The sequence below is a fragment of the Megasphaera micronuciformis F0359 genome (genome assembly GCF_000165735.1).
In the GTDB taxonomy this organism is placed as follows: Bacteria; Bacillota; Negativicutes; order Veillonellales; family Megasphaeraceae; genus Megasphaera; species Megasphaera micronuciformis.
The window spans coordinates 18,371-32,386 of sequence record NZ_GL538175.1; the positions used below are offsets into that span (position 1 = coordinate 18,371).

At 47.1% G+C, this 14,016-nt stretch carries 12 protein-coding genes and 5 tRNA genes; 13 read left to right on the top strand and 4 right to left on the bottom strand.

Going from position 1 to position 14,016, the window contains the following annotated elements:
- Nucleotides 1-43 precede the first annotated feature (43 nt).
- From HMPREF9429_RS00105 to HMPREF9429_RS00135, 7 genes are all read left to right on the top strand, one after another.
- Nucleotides 44-940 carry a prephenate dehydrogenase gene (locus HMPREF9429_RS00105; RefSeq protein ID WP_006940703.1) on the top strand — a complete coding sequence of 299 codons (897 nt, stop codon included), beginning with the start codon at nucleotides 44-46 and terminating at the stop codon, nucleotides 938-940.
- 119 nt (nucleotides 941-1,059) lie between these two features.
- Nucleotides 1,060-2,343, top strand: coding sequence for a 3-phosphoshikimate 1-carboxyvinyltransferase (gene aroA, locus HMPREF9429_RS00110; protein ID WP_006940704.1), 1,284 nt, complete (start codon nucleotides 1,060-1,062; stop codon nucleotides 2,341-2,343).
- A gap of 1 nt (nucleotide 2,344) precedes the next feature.
- Nucleotides 2,345-3,433: a chorismate synthase gene (aroC, locus tag HMPREF9429_RS00115; protein ID WP_006940705.1), complete on the top strand. Its 1,089-nt coding sequence runs from the start codon at nucleotides 2,345-2,347 to the stop codon at nucleotides 3,431-3,433.
- A gap of 119 nt (nucleotides 3,434-3,552) precedes the next feature.
- Nucleotides 3,553-3,810 (top strand): ACT domain-containing protein, encoded by a 258-nt coding sequence (locus tag HMPREF9429_RS00120; RefSeq protein WP_050777746.1) that lies wholly within the window; start codon nucleotides 3,553-3,555, stop codon nucleotides 3,808-3,810.
- A 153-nt stretch (nucleotides 3,811-3,963) separates the two neighbouring features.
- A complete protein-coding gene (locus HMPREF9429_RS00125) occupies nucleotides 3,964-4,479 on the top strand; it encodes a shikimate kinase (RefSeq protein ID WP_006940707.1) in 516 nt (171 codons plus the stop codon).
- Nucleotides 4,480-4,565: 86 nt separating this feature from the next.
- On the top strand, nucleotides 4,566-5,867 hold the full coding sequence (locus tag HMPREF9429_RS00130; protein ID WP_006940708.1) for an MFS transporter: 1,302 nt from the start codon (nucleotides 4,566-4,568) through the stop codon (nucleotides 5,865-5,867).
- A 176-nt stretch (nucleotides 5,868-6,043) separates the two neighbouring features.
- Nucleotides 6,044-6,940: a hypothetical protein gene (locus HMPREF9429_RS00135; protein WP_006940709.1), complete on the top strand. Its 897-nt coding sequence runs from the start codon at nucleotides 6,044-6,046 to the stop codon at nucleotides 6,938-6,940.
- Between the two features lie 52 nt (nucleotides 6,941-6,992).
- Here HMPREF9429_RS00135 and aroD read toward each other — a convergent pair whose 3' ends face one another.
- From aroD to HMPREF9429_RS00155, 4 genes are all read right to left on the bottom strand, one after another.
- Nucleotides 6,993-7,739: a type I 3-dehydroquinate dehydratase gene (gene aroD / locus HMPREF9429_RS00140; protein ID WP_006940710.1), complete on the bottom strand. Its 747-nt coding sequence runs from the start codon at nucleotides 7,737-7,739 to the stop codon at nucleotides 6,993-6,995.
- Nucleotides 7,740-7,758: 19 nt separating this feature from the next.
- Nucleotides 7,759-8,964, bottom strand: a complete 1,206-nt coding sequence (locus HMPREF9429_RS00145) for an MFS transporter (protein ID WP_006940711.1) — start codon at nucleotides 8,962-8,964, stop codon at nucleotides 7,759-7,761.
- Nucleotides 8,965-8,994: 30 nt separating this feature from the next.
- A complete protein-coding gene (locus tag HMPREF9429_RS00150; protein WP_006940712.1) occupies nucleotides 8,995-9,873 on the bottom strand; it encodes a shikimate dehydrogenase in 879 nt (292 codons plus the stop codon).
- 141 nt (nucleotides 9,874-10,014) lie between these two features.
- Nucleotides 10,015-12,021 (bottom strand): oxidoreductase, encoded by a 2,007-nt coding sequence (locus HMPREF9429_RS00155; protein ID WP_006940713.1) that lies wholly within the window; start codon nucleotides 12,019-12,021, stop codon nucleotides 10,015-10,017.
- A gap of 346 nt (nucleotides 12,022-12,367) precedes the next feature.
- On the opposite strand from HMPREF9429_RS00155, the gene HMPREF9429_RS00160 reads away from it, so the two are divergent.
- The 6 genes from HMPREF9429_RS00160 (at nucleotide 12,368) to HMPREF9429_RS00185 (ending at nucleotide 13,880) form a co-directional block, all read left to right on the top strand.
- A complete protein-coding gene (locus tag HMPREF9429_RS00160; protein WP_040773007.1) occupies nucleotides 12,368-13,261 on the top strand; it encodes a LysR family transcriptional regulator in 894 nt (297 codons plus the stop codon).
- Nucleotides 13,262-13,418: 157 nt separating this feature from the next.
- A tRNA-Thr gene (locus HMPREF9429_RS00165) sits at nucleotides 13,419-13,494 on the top strand.
- A gap of 8 nt (nucleotides 13,495-13,502) precedes the next feature.
- Nucleotides 13,503-13,588 (top strand) — tRNA-Tyr (locus HMPREF9429_RS00170).
- 7 nt (nucleotides 13,589-13,595) lie between these two features.
- Nucleotides 13,596-13,671, top strand: a tRNA-Met gene (locus HMPREF9429_RS00175).
- Nucleotides 13,672-13,722: 51 nt separating this feature from the next.
- A tRNA-Thr gene (locus HMPREF9429_RS00180) sits at nucleotides 13,723-13,798 on the top strand.
- Nucleotides 13,799-13,803: 5 nt separating this feature from the next.
- Nucleotides 13,804-13,880 (top strand) — tRNA-Met (locus HMPREF9429_RS00185).
- Nucleotides 13,881-14,016 lie beyond the last annotated feature (136 nt).

Below are 14,016 nucleotides of genomic sequence, written 5' to 3' on the forward strand. Positions count from 1 at the left end.
ATGCCAAAGGCCCTTTTGGTGAGAAAACCGTATAGGAGTTACTATGAGAGAAGAAGCAAAAGAATTTTTAAAAAATTTGAATATTGCCGTTATCGGCTTAGGGCTTATGGGAGGATCCTTTGCCAAACGATTGCGTGAACGGACGAAATGCCGGATTACAGCTTTTGATTGTGAGGCTGAGACGTTGAACAAAGCCCTGGCAGACGGGGTTATCGATGCCGGCTATACGGAAGGAAACGAAGAACTGAAAAAGGCGGATCTTCTTATTGTGTGTCTGTCACGAGATAATATGCTTTCCTTTTTGCGACAAAACGCCGTATATTTAAGAGAAGGACAAACGCTGACAGATATTATAGGCATAAAGGGAAACTCCGTTGAAGCGGCGAAAAATCTTTTGCCTGATGGCGTCGATTACGTACCTGCCCATCCCATGGCCGGACGGGAAGGCTGCGGATATGATATGTCCAGGGCCGATATCTTTGATTGTGCCAACTATATTATCGTACCGAATAAGCGTACAAGCCGTAAAGGCATAAAAATAGTGGAAAGCCTGGCAAAGGCTCTGGGATGTTCTCACATCCCCGTCGTAACGACTAAAGAACATGACCGGAGAATTGCTTATACGAGTTGTCTTCCCCACGTGTTGGCGACGGCCTTGGTCAACAGTCCGTCTATGGACGGGCGTATGGGCCGATTTATTGCCGGCAGCTTTAAGGATGCCACTCGTGTTGCCGATATTAATGCCGCTCTATGGGCACGCCTTCTCTTAGCCGATAAAAAAGCGCTGTTACAGGAAATAGATCGCTTTAAAGAAGCTCTGGATAAGGTAGAAGAGAGCCTTTTACAAGGTGACAAAGAAGGACTGGAAGAATTTTTAAAAGAAGCGGGAACACGAAGAAGAGAAATGATTCGTGAATACCGTAAAGGTCAACATGAATAATAAATCGTATCGGATCTGTTACGGACCGGGACCGGTGAACGCTTTTAAGCAGAAAGGCGGACTTTTCGAAGTAAACAGGTGTACGACCTGTACAAATCGTCATAAAAGGGGCACATGGCATGAATTTAGTATTGACACCGAAAAAATTGAGCGGCATTTTAGCTGTGCCGTCATCTAAAAGTGCAGGGCACAGAGAGTTGATTTGTGCGGCACTGGCAGACGGCAAAAGCTTGGTAAAAAATATAACTCCTTCCGAAGATTTGGAAGCTACGTGTCGAGTTCTTCAAGCGTTCGGTGCGACTGTTGAAACGGTGTCGCATGAAGACGGTCGCCTGACCGTTGCCGTAACGGGCGGATTAAGGCCGCAGACAGGATCACTTAGGGCAGATTGCGGCGAATCCGGTTCGACCGTGCGTTTTCTCATTCCCGTCGGCTTGTTGACGGGAATGAAGATTACCTATACTGGACGAGGTCGCCTGCCCGAGCGGCCGTTGGATCCATTTTTGAATATTTTCGACAACAAGAAAATTGCTTATACAAAGGGGAAAGATTCCTTGCCGCTCACTGTAAAAGGACGATTAAAAGGGGGTATTTACGAACTTCCTGGAAATGTTAGTTCTCAGTTTTTTACGGGGTTATTGATGGCGCTGCCCCTTTTGCCGGATGATTCGGTATTGCAAAGTACGACGGTAGTAGAGTCGGAAAGTTATATCAACATTACTTTAGACTGCCTGCGACGGCATGGTATATATGTAGAAAAAGAGCGTGACGGGTTATATCTTATTCGCGGTCGGCAAGCTTATCGTACCGGTGAATACCCGGTAGAAGGAGACTTTTCACAAGCCGCCTTTTGGCTCGTCGGCGGCATTATCGGCGATACTGTCGAATTAAAAGGCTTAAGCAATAATTCGACTCAAGGCGACAGAACTGTCGTATCCTTCATCGAGTCCATGCGCGGACGCATTGAACGAAGCGGCAGTGTGTTACGGGCCGTACCGTCTCGGACAACGGGACTGACGATTGACGTGAAAGACTGCCCGGACTTGGTGCCGGCTCTGGCTGTTCTGGGAACCTTCAGTCAGGGTATAACGAGGATTGTTAACGGGGCGAGAGTGCGGCTTAAGGAATGCGACAGGATTCACGCCATGACTCACGAGTTGAACTCCATAGGCGCAAAGGTGCGAGAAACCGGGGACGGATTGATTATTGAAGGCGTTTCTTCCCTGACAGGCGGGCGCGTACAGGCGTGGAATGACCATCGCATTGCCATGGCCTTGGCCATGGCTTCACAGAGATGTACCGGTAAATTGACTATTGAAGGGGCCGAGTGCGTACGCAAGTCCTATCCTTCTTTTTGGCAAGACTTTGCACATATGGGCGGCATAGCCGTAGAGGAGACTTAAGATGAATACAATAGGGCATAATTTAAAATTGACCGTATACGGCGAATCACACGGTAAATCTATAGGAGCCGTATTGGATGGATTGCCGTCGGGGGAATACCTTGACTGGGATGAGGTAAAAAAAGAAATGGCACGACGGGCTCCGGGAAAAAATACCTTGTCTACATCGCGGAAAGAAGGCGATGTCTTTGATGTACAGAGCGGTTATTTTAATGATGCTACGACGGGAACACCGCTGGCCGTTATGATAGAAAACACGAATACCCGGTCTGAGGATTATGACGAGTTACGACATCTCATGAGACCGGGGCATGCCGACTACACGGGCAAAGTACGCTATGACGGGTACAATGACTATCGCGGCGGCGGGCACTTTTCAGGTCGATTGACGGCCCCCTTGGTCTTTGCCGGAGCGGTAGCTTCGCAAATTTTGGCGCGACGGGGAATCTACGTGGGCTCTCATATTCTGCAGATTCATGACGTCCAGGATCGACCTTTTAATCCCGTACATGAAGAGTTAAGTCTCCTTCTTTTTTTAAAGAACATGACCTTGCCTCTTTTGGATGAAACCCGAACCGAAGCGATGGAAGAAGCGGTTGCCGTAGCCAAGAGCCGTCAGGATTCCGTCGGCGGTATTATTGAAGGCATTGTGACGGGTATGCCGGCCGGGTACGGCGATCCGCTTTTTGACTCCGTTGAAAGTCGGCTGGCACAAATGCTGTTCTCCGTTCCGGCTGTTAAGGGGATTGAATTCGGCGACGGATTTGCCCTGGCTGCCATGACGGGATCTGAAAGTAATGATTCCTTTTATTATGATAAGGACGGGACGGTCAAGACACGGACCAACCATAACGGCGGCATTAACGGCGGTATTACGAACGGTATGCCCCTTGTTTTTCGGACCGTTATTAAAGCTACGGCATCTATCGGACAGGAACAGCAGACCGTCGATACGGATTCGGGAAAGGACACGACTCTCATCATCAAAGGGCGGCACGATCCTTGTATCGTCCAACGGGCCGTATCGGTTATCGAAGCGGCTACCGCTTGGACCGTTCTCGATATATTACTGACTCGGGGAGACTTATAAGATGAGTGTACAAAAGAGAGAAAAGATCGCTTGTTTCGGGGTTCCCGGGTCATATAGCCACGAATTATACACGTTTCGTCGTCATATCCAAGGATGTCTTACCACATCAGGGAGACAAGATGACCCTGGTTATTATTACGGAACACGTACCGGGAGCCCTGTATAAGGCTTTGGGATACTTTTATCATTCAGGTATGAATATGACTCACTTAGAGTCGCGACCTATACCGGGAAAACCTTTTGAATACTCGTTTCATATTGACGTGACGGGAGACCTCGACTCGGCGGTGTGTAAAAAGGCTTTGGGAAAATTAGAGGGACAATGTAAATACTTTAACATCCTGGGAACCTACCGGGCCGCCGAGAACAGATTATGACCTTCCATCCGTTCATATTAATCTCAATGCCGGCATGTCAGACAGCCGTATATGCTGGTTACTCGGGTCGTAGGAAAGCGGAAATCCGTTCGGAACGAAATATGGGACGTTCCGTAATCTCAGCATAGTAAAAAAGACGGAGGATTTTATATCATGGAAAATCATAATATTGTTATTATCGGTATGCCCGGAAGCGGTAAGACGACATTCGGGACCGCATTGGCAGAAGCTCTGGGGCGCGATTTTTACGACGCCGATACCTATTTGGAAACCAGTGAAGGCCGAACTATCAAAGAGTTGTTTGCCGTCAGTGAAGATTGTTTTCGAGATGCGGAAACCCGTACGGCCCGTGCCTTGGGGAGTAAAAAGGGTGTCGTTATAGCCACGGGCGGCGGCGTTATTAAAAGGCGGGAAAATATTGATATTTACAAGGAAAACGGAATTATCATTTTCCTTGACCGGGCCCCGGAGGATATTGTTACCGATGTAGATGTATCGACCCGTCCCTTACTCAAAGACGGACCGTCTAGAGTCTTTGACCTGTACAGAGAGCGCATTGATACTTATCGTTCATCGGCAGACTATCGTATGGCTAATGATGAGAGTATTGAACATGTATTGGAACATTTGGAGCGTCTTGTAAAGGAACTGTTGGAAAAAAGAATCTGAAAATATTGTACTAAATCGGAACAATGTATATAATGGGTTCAGTATTTATGAAATCGGTAGTATTTTAGTTAGGGGGGAAGCCCTTTATGGGTGAAGAGTTAAATAAGGCCGTTACGGCAAAGAAAACCAAGAAGCGATGGTTTATGCTTTTTCTGCTGTTTATTTTAACAGCTATAAACTATTTGGATCGCACCAATATGGCTGTAGCGGCACCCAGTATGAGTAGTGATTTGGGGTTTGATGCGGCTACAATGGGGCTTCTTTTTTCCGCCTTTGCCTGGTCATACGGGTTGATGCAGATTCCCGGCGGCTGGCTTTTGGAATGCTTCGGGTCGCGAGTATCTTACACGGTCTCTTTGTTCTTATGGTCCGCTTTTACGGTGGCTATGGGGTTCGGCAAGAGCTTTGCGTCACTATTCGGTATTCGTCTCGCCATCGGAGCAGCCGAGGCTCCGGCCTTTCCCACGAACAGTCGTGTGGTAGCGGCTTGGTTTCCCGATAAGGAGCGGGCGACGGCCACGTCAATTTATACGGCCGGTGAATTTATCGGACTTGCTTTTTTAACACCCGTTCTTTTTTGGGTTCTGGAAAACTACGGATGGCAGGAAATCTTCTATCTCACCGGCGGCATCGGAATTATGGCTTGCTTGGGTTGGCATTATTTATATCGAGATCCTGCCGAATGCACCGATGTCAATCAAGGGGAGTTGGATTATATTCGTGAAGGTGGCGGGTTAGCGGAAAAAGCGGGAGCCACGCGCTCTATTACGCGTCGTCAAATTACGGAACTTTTCAAACATCGTCAGCTCATCGGCGTATACATAGGGCAGTTTGCCAATACAAGTACCATGTATTTCTTTTTAACCTGGTTTCCTACGTATCTTATTGTGGCGAAACAGATGCCTATGCTGAAGGCCGGTATTTATGCGGTCATTCCTTACATAGGGGCCTTGTGCGGCGTCTTGTTGGGAGGGCGTTGGTCCGATTGGATGTTACAACGCGGGGCATCTTTATCAAAGGCCAGGAAGATTCCCGTTATTTTCGGACTCCTGTGTTCCATGACCATTATGGCGGCAAACTACGTAGACTCCTTTCATGAGGTCATTGCCATTATGACTCTGGCTTTCTTCGGACAAGGGATGGCGGCCATTGTTTGGAGTACCGTCGGTGATATGGCACCCGCCGATTCAGTCGGCTTGGCCGGCGGAGTTTTCAATTTTATCGGCAATCTGGCAGGCATTATAACGCCCATTGCTATCGGCATTATAGTCCAGGCTACGGGATCCTTTGTAGGGGCTATGCTTTTCATCGGATGCGTAGCGGCTGTAGGAGTTTTTTCCTTCATCTTTATTGTCGGAGATATTCATCGCATAGAAGTAAAAGAATAATAATTTCATTATACAAAGGCGGTGCACATCATTTTGTGTACCGCCTTTGTAACTGTAAAGTAACAAGATTCTGTCAATTATTTGTTAAATGAAACTACCTGTGCCATAATAAAGAAAAGGTAGCATAGCCTGATAAGGAAAAAGGATATGCAAAACTTTGGTGAGGCGAAGTGATTATGAGCTTATTATTTTTAAGCCATTGTATTCGTAGGCTCTTGAGGTCAAGGTCTGCTGTTGTAAGCCTTGTTTGCGTAAGTATTTTATGTGCAGTTGCGGGAGCTTATACGACATACAGGAATATAGAGTACGGGCAAGCGAATAAAGAAGTAATTGACAGGGTGGCATTGGCGAATGAAGGCTTTGCCGCGGACCTTACGCGGCTGGCCTCTGATTCCTCAGCTGATGAAAACGGGTGCATTTACGACGATATGGAGGTACATCGCCGTGAACTGACGGTAGTAGTACGTGAGTACAGAGAAAGTCCGGATAGAGCGGATGATGAAGAAAAAAGTAAGAAAATAGCACAGTTTCTGAAAGCGGAAGAAGAGATATACGACCGCACCCTGCATATCGTAAAGATGTCTCCGACAGATTTTAACGTCGATAGGCAAACGGAAGAAGTGCGGTTGCAAGAATCTGTAGACAAGCTGTTAGAAACGGCTAGAGATTTGAGCGTTACGAAGGATCAGTACCGGCAAATTATCACTTTTTCGGAAGCCGTCAAGGCGTTAAAGGCTTATAAGACCCATGAAGGCAGACGACAGAATGCAGTCAAGGCGGAAGAAACGATGCAAGCCTTTGCTTCGTATATTAAAAGCAAGTCCTATTACGAGGCCTATCGGCTTTTGTCGCCGGCCGCTATGAGAAAGGTCCCCTTTACGAATTGGGTCGGTACATACGGCAACAGCCGGTACGGCTACCTGACGAAGTTACAAAGTCGACCGGACGGTAAGGATGCGGTTATTCTGACCTATGCGATAGGGCCGGATAAGGGAGAAGGAAAGAAGGACATAACGGTACGGCTCGTTCAGGTAGATACAAAGTGGCTTATTGACAGTATTGATGAAGAATAATCTACAAGGACAAAAAAAAGACGCTGCAAGCAGCGTCTTTTTTTTGTACAGCTTAATGAAGGGTTTCCAAAATCTTCTGTAAGACTGTTACTTCAATTTGGCCGGGCGCCGAAGCTTTTTTTGCCGAGCCGAAGGTTAAAGCCGAGCCGAAAACTTCACCGCTAATGCGGCTGACCGCACCGAGCTTGCCCATGGACATGGTGATAATCGGTTCATCGGGATACTGAGATTTTACCTGTTCCGTCGCGGCTAACAAGGTGAGAACATCTTTAGCCGATTGGGGCATGCAAGCCAACTTGGCTACATGAGCTCCTAGCTTTTTCATGCCTATTAAACGAGATTCGATTTCTTCCTTTGCCGGAGTCTTATCAAAGTCATGGTTACTCATGACGACGGTAACCCCCTTGGCTTTAGCGGCAGCGATGACCTTGGAGATATTGTCGGCGTTACGGAAATATTCTACGTCCACAGCATCTACAAGACCGCTTTCAATGGCTGAAAGGATCAAATCAAAGTAGTAATCTTCCGAAACCTGTGTTTCACCGCCTTCTTCCTTCGTGCGGAAGGTGAAGAGAATCGCGCTGTCGGGAAGTTCGTTGCGAACGGCCTGAAGTGCTTCGTTGACGGCTTTCAAGTCTGTTACTTCTGTCAGGAAGTCAATACGCAGTTCAACGACATCGTAGATTTTATCCTGCAAGTAGCGGCATTCCTGAACGAGTTCGTCGACGGTACGGCCGACGATGGGCACACAAATTTTGGGGATTCCGTTATCCAAGGGGATTTTTCCGATAGTTACCATATTATATACCTCCTAGGGCTTACGCCGCTTTTCTGTTTTTCATAACACTGTTATACCGCACATAAATGATGCAGGCAACGATGAATCCTGCCAAAGCGATGGCTGCATCAAGCCCCATGATGGAGTTGATACCGCTATCGGCCATATATCCTGTAATAACGGGAATGGTAAAGGAAGCAATGGAGCCGGTAGTATAGAAAATACCGGTCATAGTACCCTTGCCCTTGGGGAACATTTCCGTCATCATAACCAAACCGAGCTGCATAACGCCGCCGGCAGCGGAAAAGCCTACGACCGCCGAGAGAATCGGAGCCAGGGAAGCGGACGGATAGTAATACAGACCGCCGATAGCCAAGGTGGATATCAGAGTGTATACAACAAGAAGTGTAATGGGGCGAACGCCTTTTTTCGTAATGAAGGCGGTGAAGAAGACGCAAGCCAAAGAACCGATGGAGTAGTAGCTCATTAAGGAACGAGCTGCCAAGTCCGGCATTTGCGCCACGGCAACACCGTATTTTGTAAGCCACTGACTGATAAGATAGAAGGTAGCCTGAGAAATATAGCCGTACAGTACGAAGCAAATACCTTCAAGGTACCATTTGGATTTCGGGGCTTCTACAGGAGCTTCCGAAGCGTCGTTCTTGTCATTGTTGCCTACTTGATTCATGGCAGGGAAGCCCATTTTCAACATAATGACAAAATTCAGAGCCAAGATGACGGCAGCTACGATAAAGGACCAGCCGTACCAAGCATTCATCATGACGAGGACGCCGATGAAGAGAGGCAAGAGGAATTGCCCTGCCGAAATGAAGGCTTTCAAAAGTACTGTAACCGTGCTGGCACTTTCGGGATACGATTCGATCAGTGCCGGATACGTACCGGCATCGAGGAAGGAGTTGGCAATGCCTGCCAAAATCCCGAAGACGCAGGCAACGGCCGTTGTGGGGCTGACTAAAATGCCGAGGAAGAAGGCAATGTAGGTAATCATACCCAAGAGAACGAAGGGTTTACGACCGTATTTGTCGGATAATTTGCCCGATACGAAAAGAACGATGAGTCGGCCGATACCGAGCATGCCGATGACGCTCATGACGTCGGCTAAACTGCCCCAACGTGCAGCAAGGGCATCCATGTTTTGGGCGAGAATCAATACGCCGATGCCGTGTACGAAATAGTTGAGATACAGGCTCAGGCATAAGGGGCGATAAGAACGGGTCTGTTCCATAGTGATAAATCTCCTTTTATGTCGCGTAGCTTAGAATAAAACGTCTCTAATGAAATCAACGGGCATGTCCTTGCCGGTCCAGAGTTTGAAGGCTTCAGCACCTTGATAAAGCATCATGCCAAGACCGTTAAAGTTTTTGCAACCTACTTCGTCGGCCCAACGCATCAACTCCGTCTGACGCGGTGCATATACCGTATCCATAACTACGAGTTCCTTGTGTAAGTACGATTTGTCGGGAATGGCTACGACGCCTTCCAGCGGTTTCATGCCGCACGACGTGCCGTCAATGTAAATGTCGCTGCTGTCCAATTCGCGCTTAAGTGAAGCGTGATCAGCCAAGTCGTATAAGGTAACCTTGCATTCAGTCTGTTCGTTCAACTGAGCCACGACCTTTTCAGCTTTCGGGAAAAATTCATCCCGGCGGTTGAAGACGGCAATTTCGCGAACACCGTCGAGAGCTGCCTGAACGAGAATAGCCGTAGCGGCACCGCCGGCACCGACGATGGTCATCTTCTTGCCTACGTACTCAACGCCTTCTTCTTTCAAGGAACGCATGGCACCTGTTCCGTCCGTAATTGTGCCGGTCAGAACGCCGTTATCGTTAACGACCGTGTTGCAGGCACCGACGATTTGAGAAACGGGGGAGAGTTTGTCCAAATACTGAGTAATAGGCCCTTTGTTCGGCATGGAGACGTTCCAGCCGCGAACCTTCATGGCACGTAAGCCCTTTACCGTATCTTCCAAGGTGCTGTTGTCTACTTCAAAGCAAACATAAACATAGTCAAGTCCCAACTTTTTAAAAGCTTCATTATGCATAGTCGGTGACATGCTGTGGCGAATGGGGTAAGCGATTAAACCGATTAATTCCGTATGTCCCGTAACGCGTTCCGTAATAGCTATTTTTCCCATAATAATACCTCCCGAAAAAACAATAAAATAGTGATATATGTGTGAAAATTCACTTTGTACGGCAAAATAAATACCGTTAAAGTCGGTAATGCACAGGCCCGAGACGACCCTTATAGGGCCGTTCCGGTCTGTTTGTACGTCTTATAAATCAAAGCCGCCCATGGCATCAATGGTATTGATAATATTGCGGCCCGATTCGGTGCCGTGCATAATCTGTCCCGTTTTGCGGCTGTTGCCGATATTATCAAAGGGAATGCCGTGTTCACGGGCATAGGTTTCAAACGGATTATCCTTAGGAATAGCCGGTACGAGTCCCATGCAGATGAAGCCGTAGTCGAAGGGATATTCCTGTGTTACGCCGTCTTTTGCAGCTACGAAGGAGTGGGGATTGACCTTTTGGAGGGCCGTACCCAAGTGCATATTCACGGGGTGCTTGATTAAAAGTTCATGGAAGGTCGATTTGGAAACTACATCCAAGTCCTTGCCGAAAGCGGGCATCATTTCAATGACCGTAACATCGGCTTTACGCAAGGTGAAAAATTCCATAACGTCCAGGCCGACAGCACCGGCACCGATGATAACGACTTTCTTGCCTTCCGCATTCTTTTCGTAGAAAGGAATGTTGGACATGAAGCCTTCAACGGAACGAATATCCGAACCTTCGGCATCTGTCAGTTCACGGAGCCCTTCGATAGGCGGTAACATGGGATCGGAACCGGTAGCACTGTAAAGAATATCCGGCTTCAATTCATCAAGCAGTTCTTTCGTCGCTTCCGTATTCAAACGAATTTCCAAATTCGGCAGAGCGGCAGCTCGTTTTTCCAAATAGGCCGGGAAATCTTCGATACGTGTCTTTTCGGGGAAGCGAGCAATACGGCGAGCCATACCGCCTACTTCATTGCGTTTTTCCAAAACCGTGACCGTGCAACCTACTTCGGCGGCTGTACAAGCGGTTTCCAGGCCGGCTGTACCGGCACCGATGACGACGACATGTAAGGGACGTGTCACTTTTTGACGTTTATAAGCTTCACCGCCGATAACGGACGGGTTAATAGTACAACGCAGCGGTTTGGATTTGGCAATACGGTGATCGGCACAGCCGATGTTACAGCTGATACACTTACGAATATGATCCGTTTCGCCGAGGCGAGCTTTATTAGCCCAATCGGGATCGGCAATGAGGCCGCGACCGATGGCGATAAAATCCGTCTTGCCCTGGGCGATAATGTCATCGGCAATCTGCGGATTGCGGATATTGCCGGACAGAATTACGGGCTTGCCGAACTTTTTCTTTACGCTTTCGGATAAGTAAGCTCTCCACGCATCGGGTAAATCACATTTATCGATTTGGTATTGAATAGAGTCGTTTACGGCTGCCGATACGTTGATAATATCCACTTCCGGAACGATGTATTCAAGAAGTTGCAAGGTGTCTTCCAAGGTGTTGCCGCCTTCAATAAATTCGTCAGCGGAAATACGGAAGGAAATGGGAACCCATTTACCTACGCGGGCACGAACGGCCTCTACGACAAGACGGGCAAAGCGGGCTCTGTTTTCATACGATCCGCCGAATTCATCTGTACGCTTGTTGTACAAGGGAGAAAGGAACTGATCGAGAAGGTACGAGTGCCCCCCGTGGATTTCGACCATGTCGAAACCGGCACCGATAGCACGTTCTGCCGCATCGGCATATTTCTGAACGATATTCAGGATTTCCTGTTTTGTTAACGGACGAGGAGCCGGGTTGCCTTCTTTAGAAGGTACGGACGAAGACGAAACGGACTGTAAGCCTCCGAGACGTTCGGGGTAAGCCGAAGCACCTGCGTGGTTCAACTGGATGGAAGCGAGGGCTCCGTATTTATGAATACGTTCGGTCAATTCGAAAAGACCGGGCATAAACTGTTTCCCGTCGATACGCAACTGTTTTGTACCGTTCGTAGCAAGGGGAAAGTCGATACAGGCGTTTTCTACCGTAATCAGGGCCGTGCCGCCACGAGCCCGCAGGCCGTAGTAATCTTTCATTTCTTCCGATACTTCACCGGAGTAGGTAGCGTAGTTTGAGCCCATCGGCGGCATAACGACACGATTTCTGAAGGTTGTTCGTTTTACCGTGAAGGGTTCAAAAATATGAGGGAAATGCTTGCTCATATGATGTGAACCTCCTTACAGTCCGAAAAATAAAAGTGAAAAACAGAACAAATTGTTCTTTTCGTGATTATTATACGAGTCAGAAAGATTAACAACAATGCTTTTATTTCTTATAATTTCGTTCAAAAAAACTATTAATTATGATATGATAAACGCATAGTTTATTTTAAAAAGCGGCGAAAAATGTATGGAGTTCATAGCTTTATAAAATATAAATATAGCAAGTACCGAATCTATGCCTTTGCGGAAAAACTGATTATGTCATTTATTCGAGAAAATTAATAGTTTATTGAACAGCGTTAATAGAGAAATACTATTGATTTATTTGTAAATGAGGGGCGATACGATGAATTTAAAACAACTTGAGTATTTTTCGGTCTTAGCGGAAACAGAACATTACCGAAGGGCAGCTGAACTTCTTTATATTACGGAACCCAGCTTAAATCGTGCCATTCGAGATATGGAAAAAGAAATGGGCGTTCGGCTTTTTGAAAAAAAGGGGCGCAATATTTTCCTGACCAAGTACGGGAAGATGTTTTATCCCTATGTGACTAAATCGCTGGAAGAGTTGAATCGAGGCCTTCAGGTCATGAAAGCCTATACTCGTCCCGATAAGGGAACGATTAATCTCGGCTTTGTTTATACTATGGGATATACGATGGTTCCCGATATGATTACAAGCTTTCACGGCATGGAAGGGAATAAAGATATAGAGTTTAACTTTACACAAGGAACGACGCGTGAATTGATAAAGAGTTTAAAAGATGAACAGACGGATATGATTTTTTGCTCCTCTGTAGCCGATGAACCGGAAATTATGTTTTATCCCATTGCGGAAGAACGGCTTGTGGTGGTTGTGCCGGAAAATCATGTCCTGGCTAAAAGGGCGTCCGTGTCGCTAAAAGAAATAGAGCCGTATCCTTTTATTCACTTTCATGCAGGAAGCGGTATGCATACGACGGTAGAGACTCTGTTGGAACGGGCCGATGCTCATCCGCATGTAGTCTGCCATATAGAAGAAGACAATGCCATGGCGGGTTTTGTGGCGGCAGGCTACGGATTAGCCATTATGCCGGATTTTTATTTACTAAAGCACTATGCGGTTGAACGAATTCCTATTGCCGACAAGACGGATCGTCGCTACCTGTACATGGCTGTTCATAAGCAGCATCCTATGCTTCCCGTTGTTGAACGATTTCGAAATTTCGTACTCGTGCAAGGACAACGTGAAACTATATAAAAGTATGCATATAATGATATATAAAAAAGAATAAGAGGTAAGATGATGGGTCCCGGTCGCCTTGAGGAAGACGGCCGGGAAGGTGATATGAAATGTTATGGAATATGTTGACAGATAAAAAAATATTGGCTATAATTGGTTATGTTCTGTGAGAGATGCCGACATAGCTCAGTTGGTAGAGCAACTGACTTGTAATCAGTAGGTCGTAGGTTCGAATCCTATTGTCGGCTCCAGAATTTGTGGTGGGATTCCCGAGTGGCTAAAGGGAGCAGACTGTAAATCTGCCGGCGTCCGCCTTCGAAGGTTCGAATCCTTCTCCCACCACCATTATCGTCGCGGGGTGGAGCAGTTGGTAGCTCGTCGGGCTCATAACCCGAAGGTCGTAGGTTCAAGTCCTGCCCCCGCAACCATATTTTTTTTGCCTGAGGGCAAACAAAATTAAAGCTTTTGACGGTATTTAAGCTGTTGTAGCTCAGTCGGTAGAGCGTATCCTTGGTAAGGATAAGGTCACCGGTTCAATCCCGGTCAATAGCTCCATACTTGGCGGCTTAGCTCAGTTGGCTAGAGCATGCGGTTCATACCCGCAGTGTCCAGAGTTCGAATCTCCGAGCCGCCACCACACACAAATAACCTCGTTAATTCGGGGTTATTTCTATATGACGGAGAAGATTTCTGAAATTTTCCCATCTATGTAGAAATATATACAAACGCTTTCCTAGTGAAGGAGGAAATGTACAATGGCAAAAGAAAAATAC

Excerpts from the sequence above, each read along its gene's own strand:
- HMPREF9429_RS00120 (WP_050777746.1), top strand. The coding sequence starts at position 3,553 with ATGACCCTGGTTATTATTACGGAACACGTACCGGGAGCCCTGTATAAG.
- HMPREF9429_RS00125 (WP_006940707.1), top strand. The coding sequence starts at position 3,964 with ATGGAAAATCATAATATTGTTATTATCGGTATGCCCGGAAGCGGTAAG.
- HMPREF9429_RS00135 (WP_006940709.1), top strand. The coding sequence starts at position 6,044 with ATGAGCTTATTATTTTTAAGCCATTGTATTCGTAGGCTCTTGAGGTCA.
- aroC (WP_006940705.1), top strand. The coding sequence starts at position 2,345 with ATGAATACAATAGGGCATAATTTAAAATTGACCGTATACGGCGAATCA.
- HMPREF9429_RS00130 (WP_006940708.1), top strand. The coding sequence starts at position 4,566 with ATGGGTGAAGAGTTAAATAAGGCCGTTACGGCAAAGAAAACCAAGAAG.
- HMPREF9429_RS00145 (WP_006940711.1), bottom strand. The coding sequence starts at position 8,964 with ATGGAACAGACCCGTTCTTATCGCCCCTTATGCCTGAGCCTGTATCTC.
- HMPREF9429_RS00150 (WP_006940712.1), bottom strand. The coding sequence starts at position 9,873 with ATGGGAAAAATAGCTATTACGGAACGCGTTACGGGACATACGGAATTA.
- aroA (WP_006940704.1), top strand. The coding sequence starts at position 1,060 with ATGAATTTAGTATTGACACCGAAAAAATTGAGCGGCATTTTAGCTGTG.
- aroD (WP_006940710.1), bottom strand. The coding sequence starts at position 7,739 with ATGGTAACTATCGGAAAAATCCCCTTGGATAACGGAATCCCCAAAATT.
- HMPREF9429_RS00105 (WP_006940703.1), top strand. The coding sequence starts at position 44 with ATGAGAGAAGAAGCAAAAGAATTTTTAAAAAATTTGAATATTGCCGTT.
- HMPREF9429_RS00160 (WP_040773007.1), top strand. The coding sequence starts at position 12,368 with ATGAATTTAAAACAACTTGAGTATTTTTCGGTCTTAGCGGAAACAGAA.
- HMPREF9429_RS00155 (WP_006940713.1), bottom strand. The coding sequence starts at position 12,021 with ATGAGCAAGCATTTCCCTCATATTTTTGAACCCTTCACGGTAAAACGA.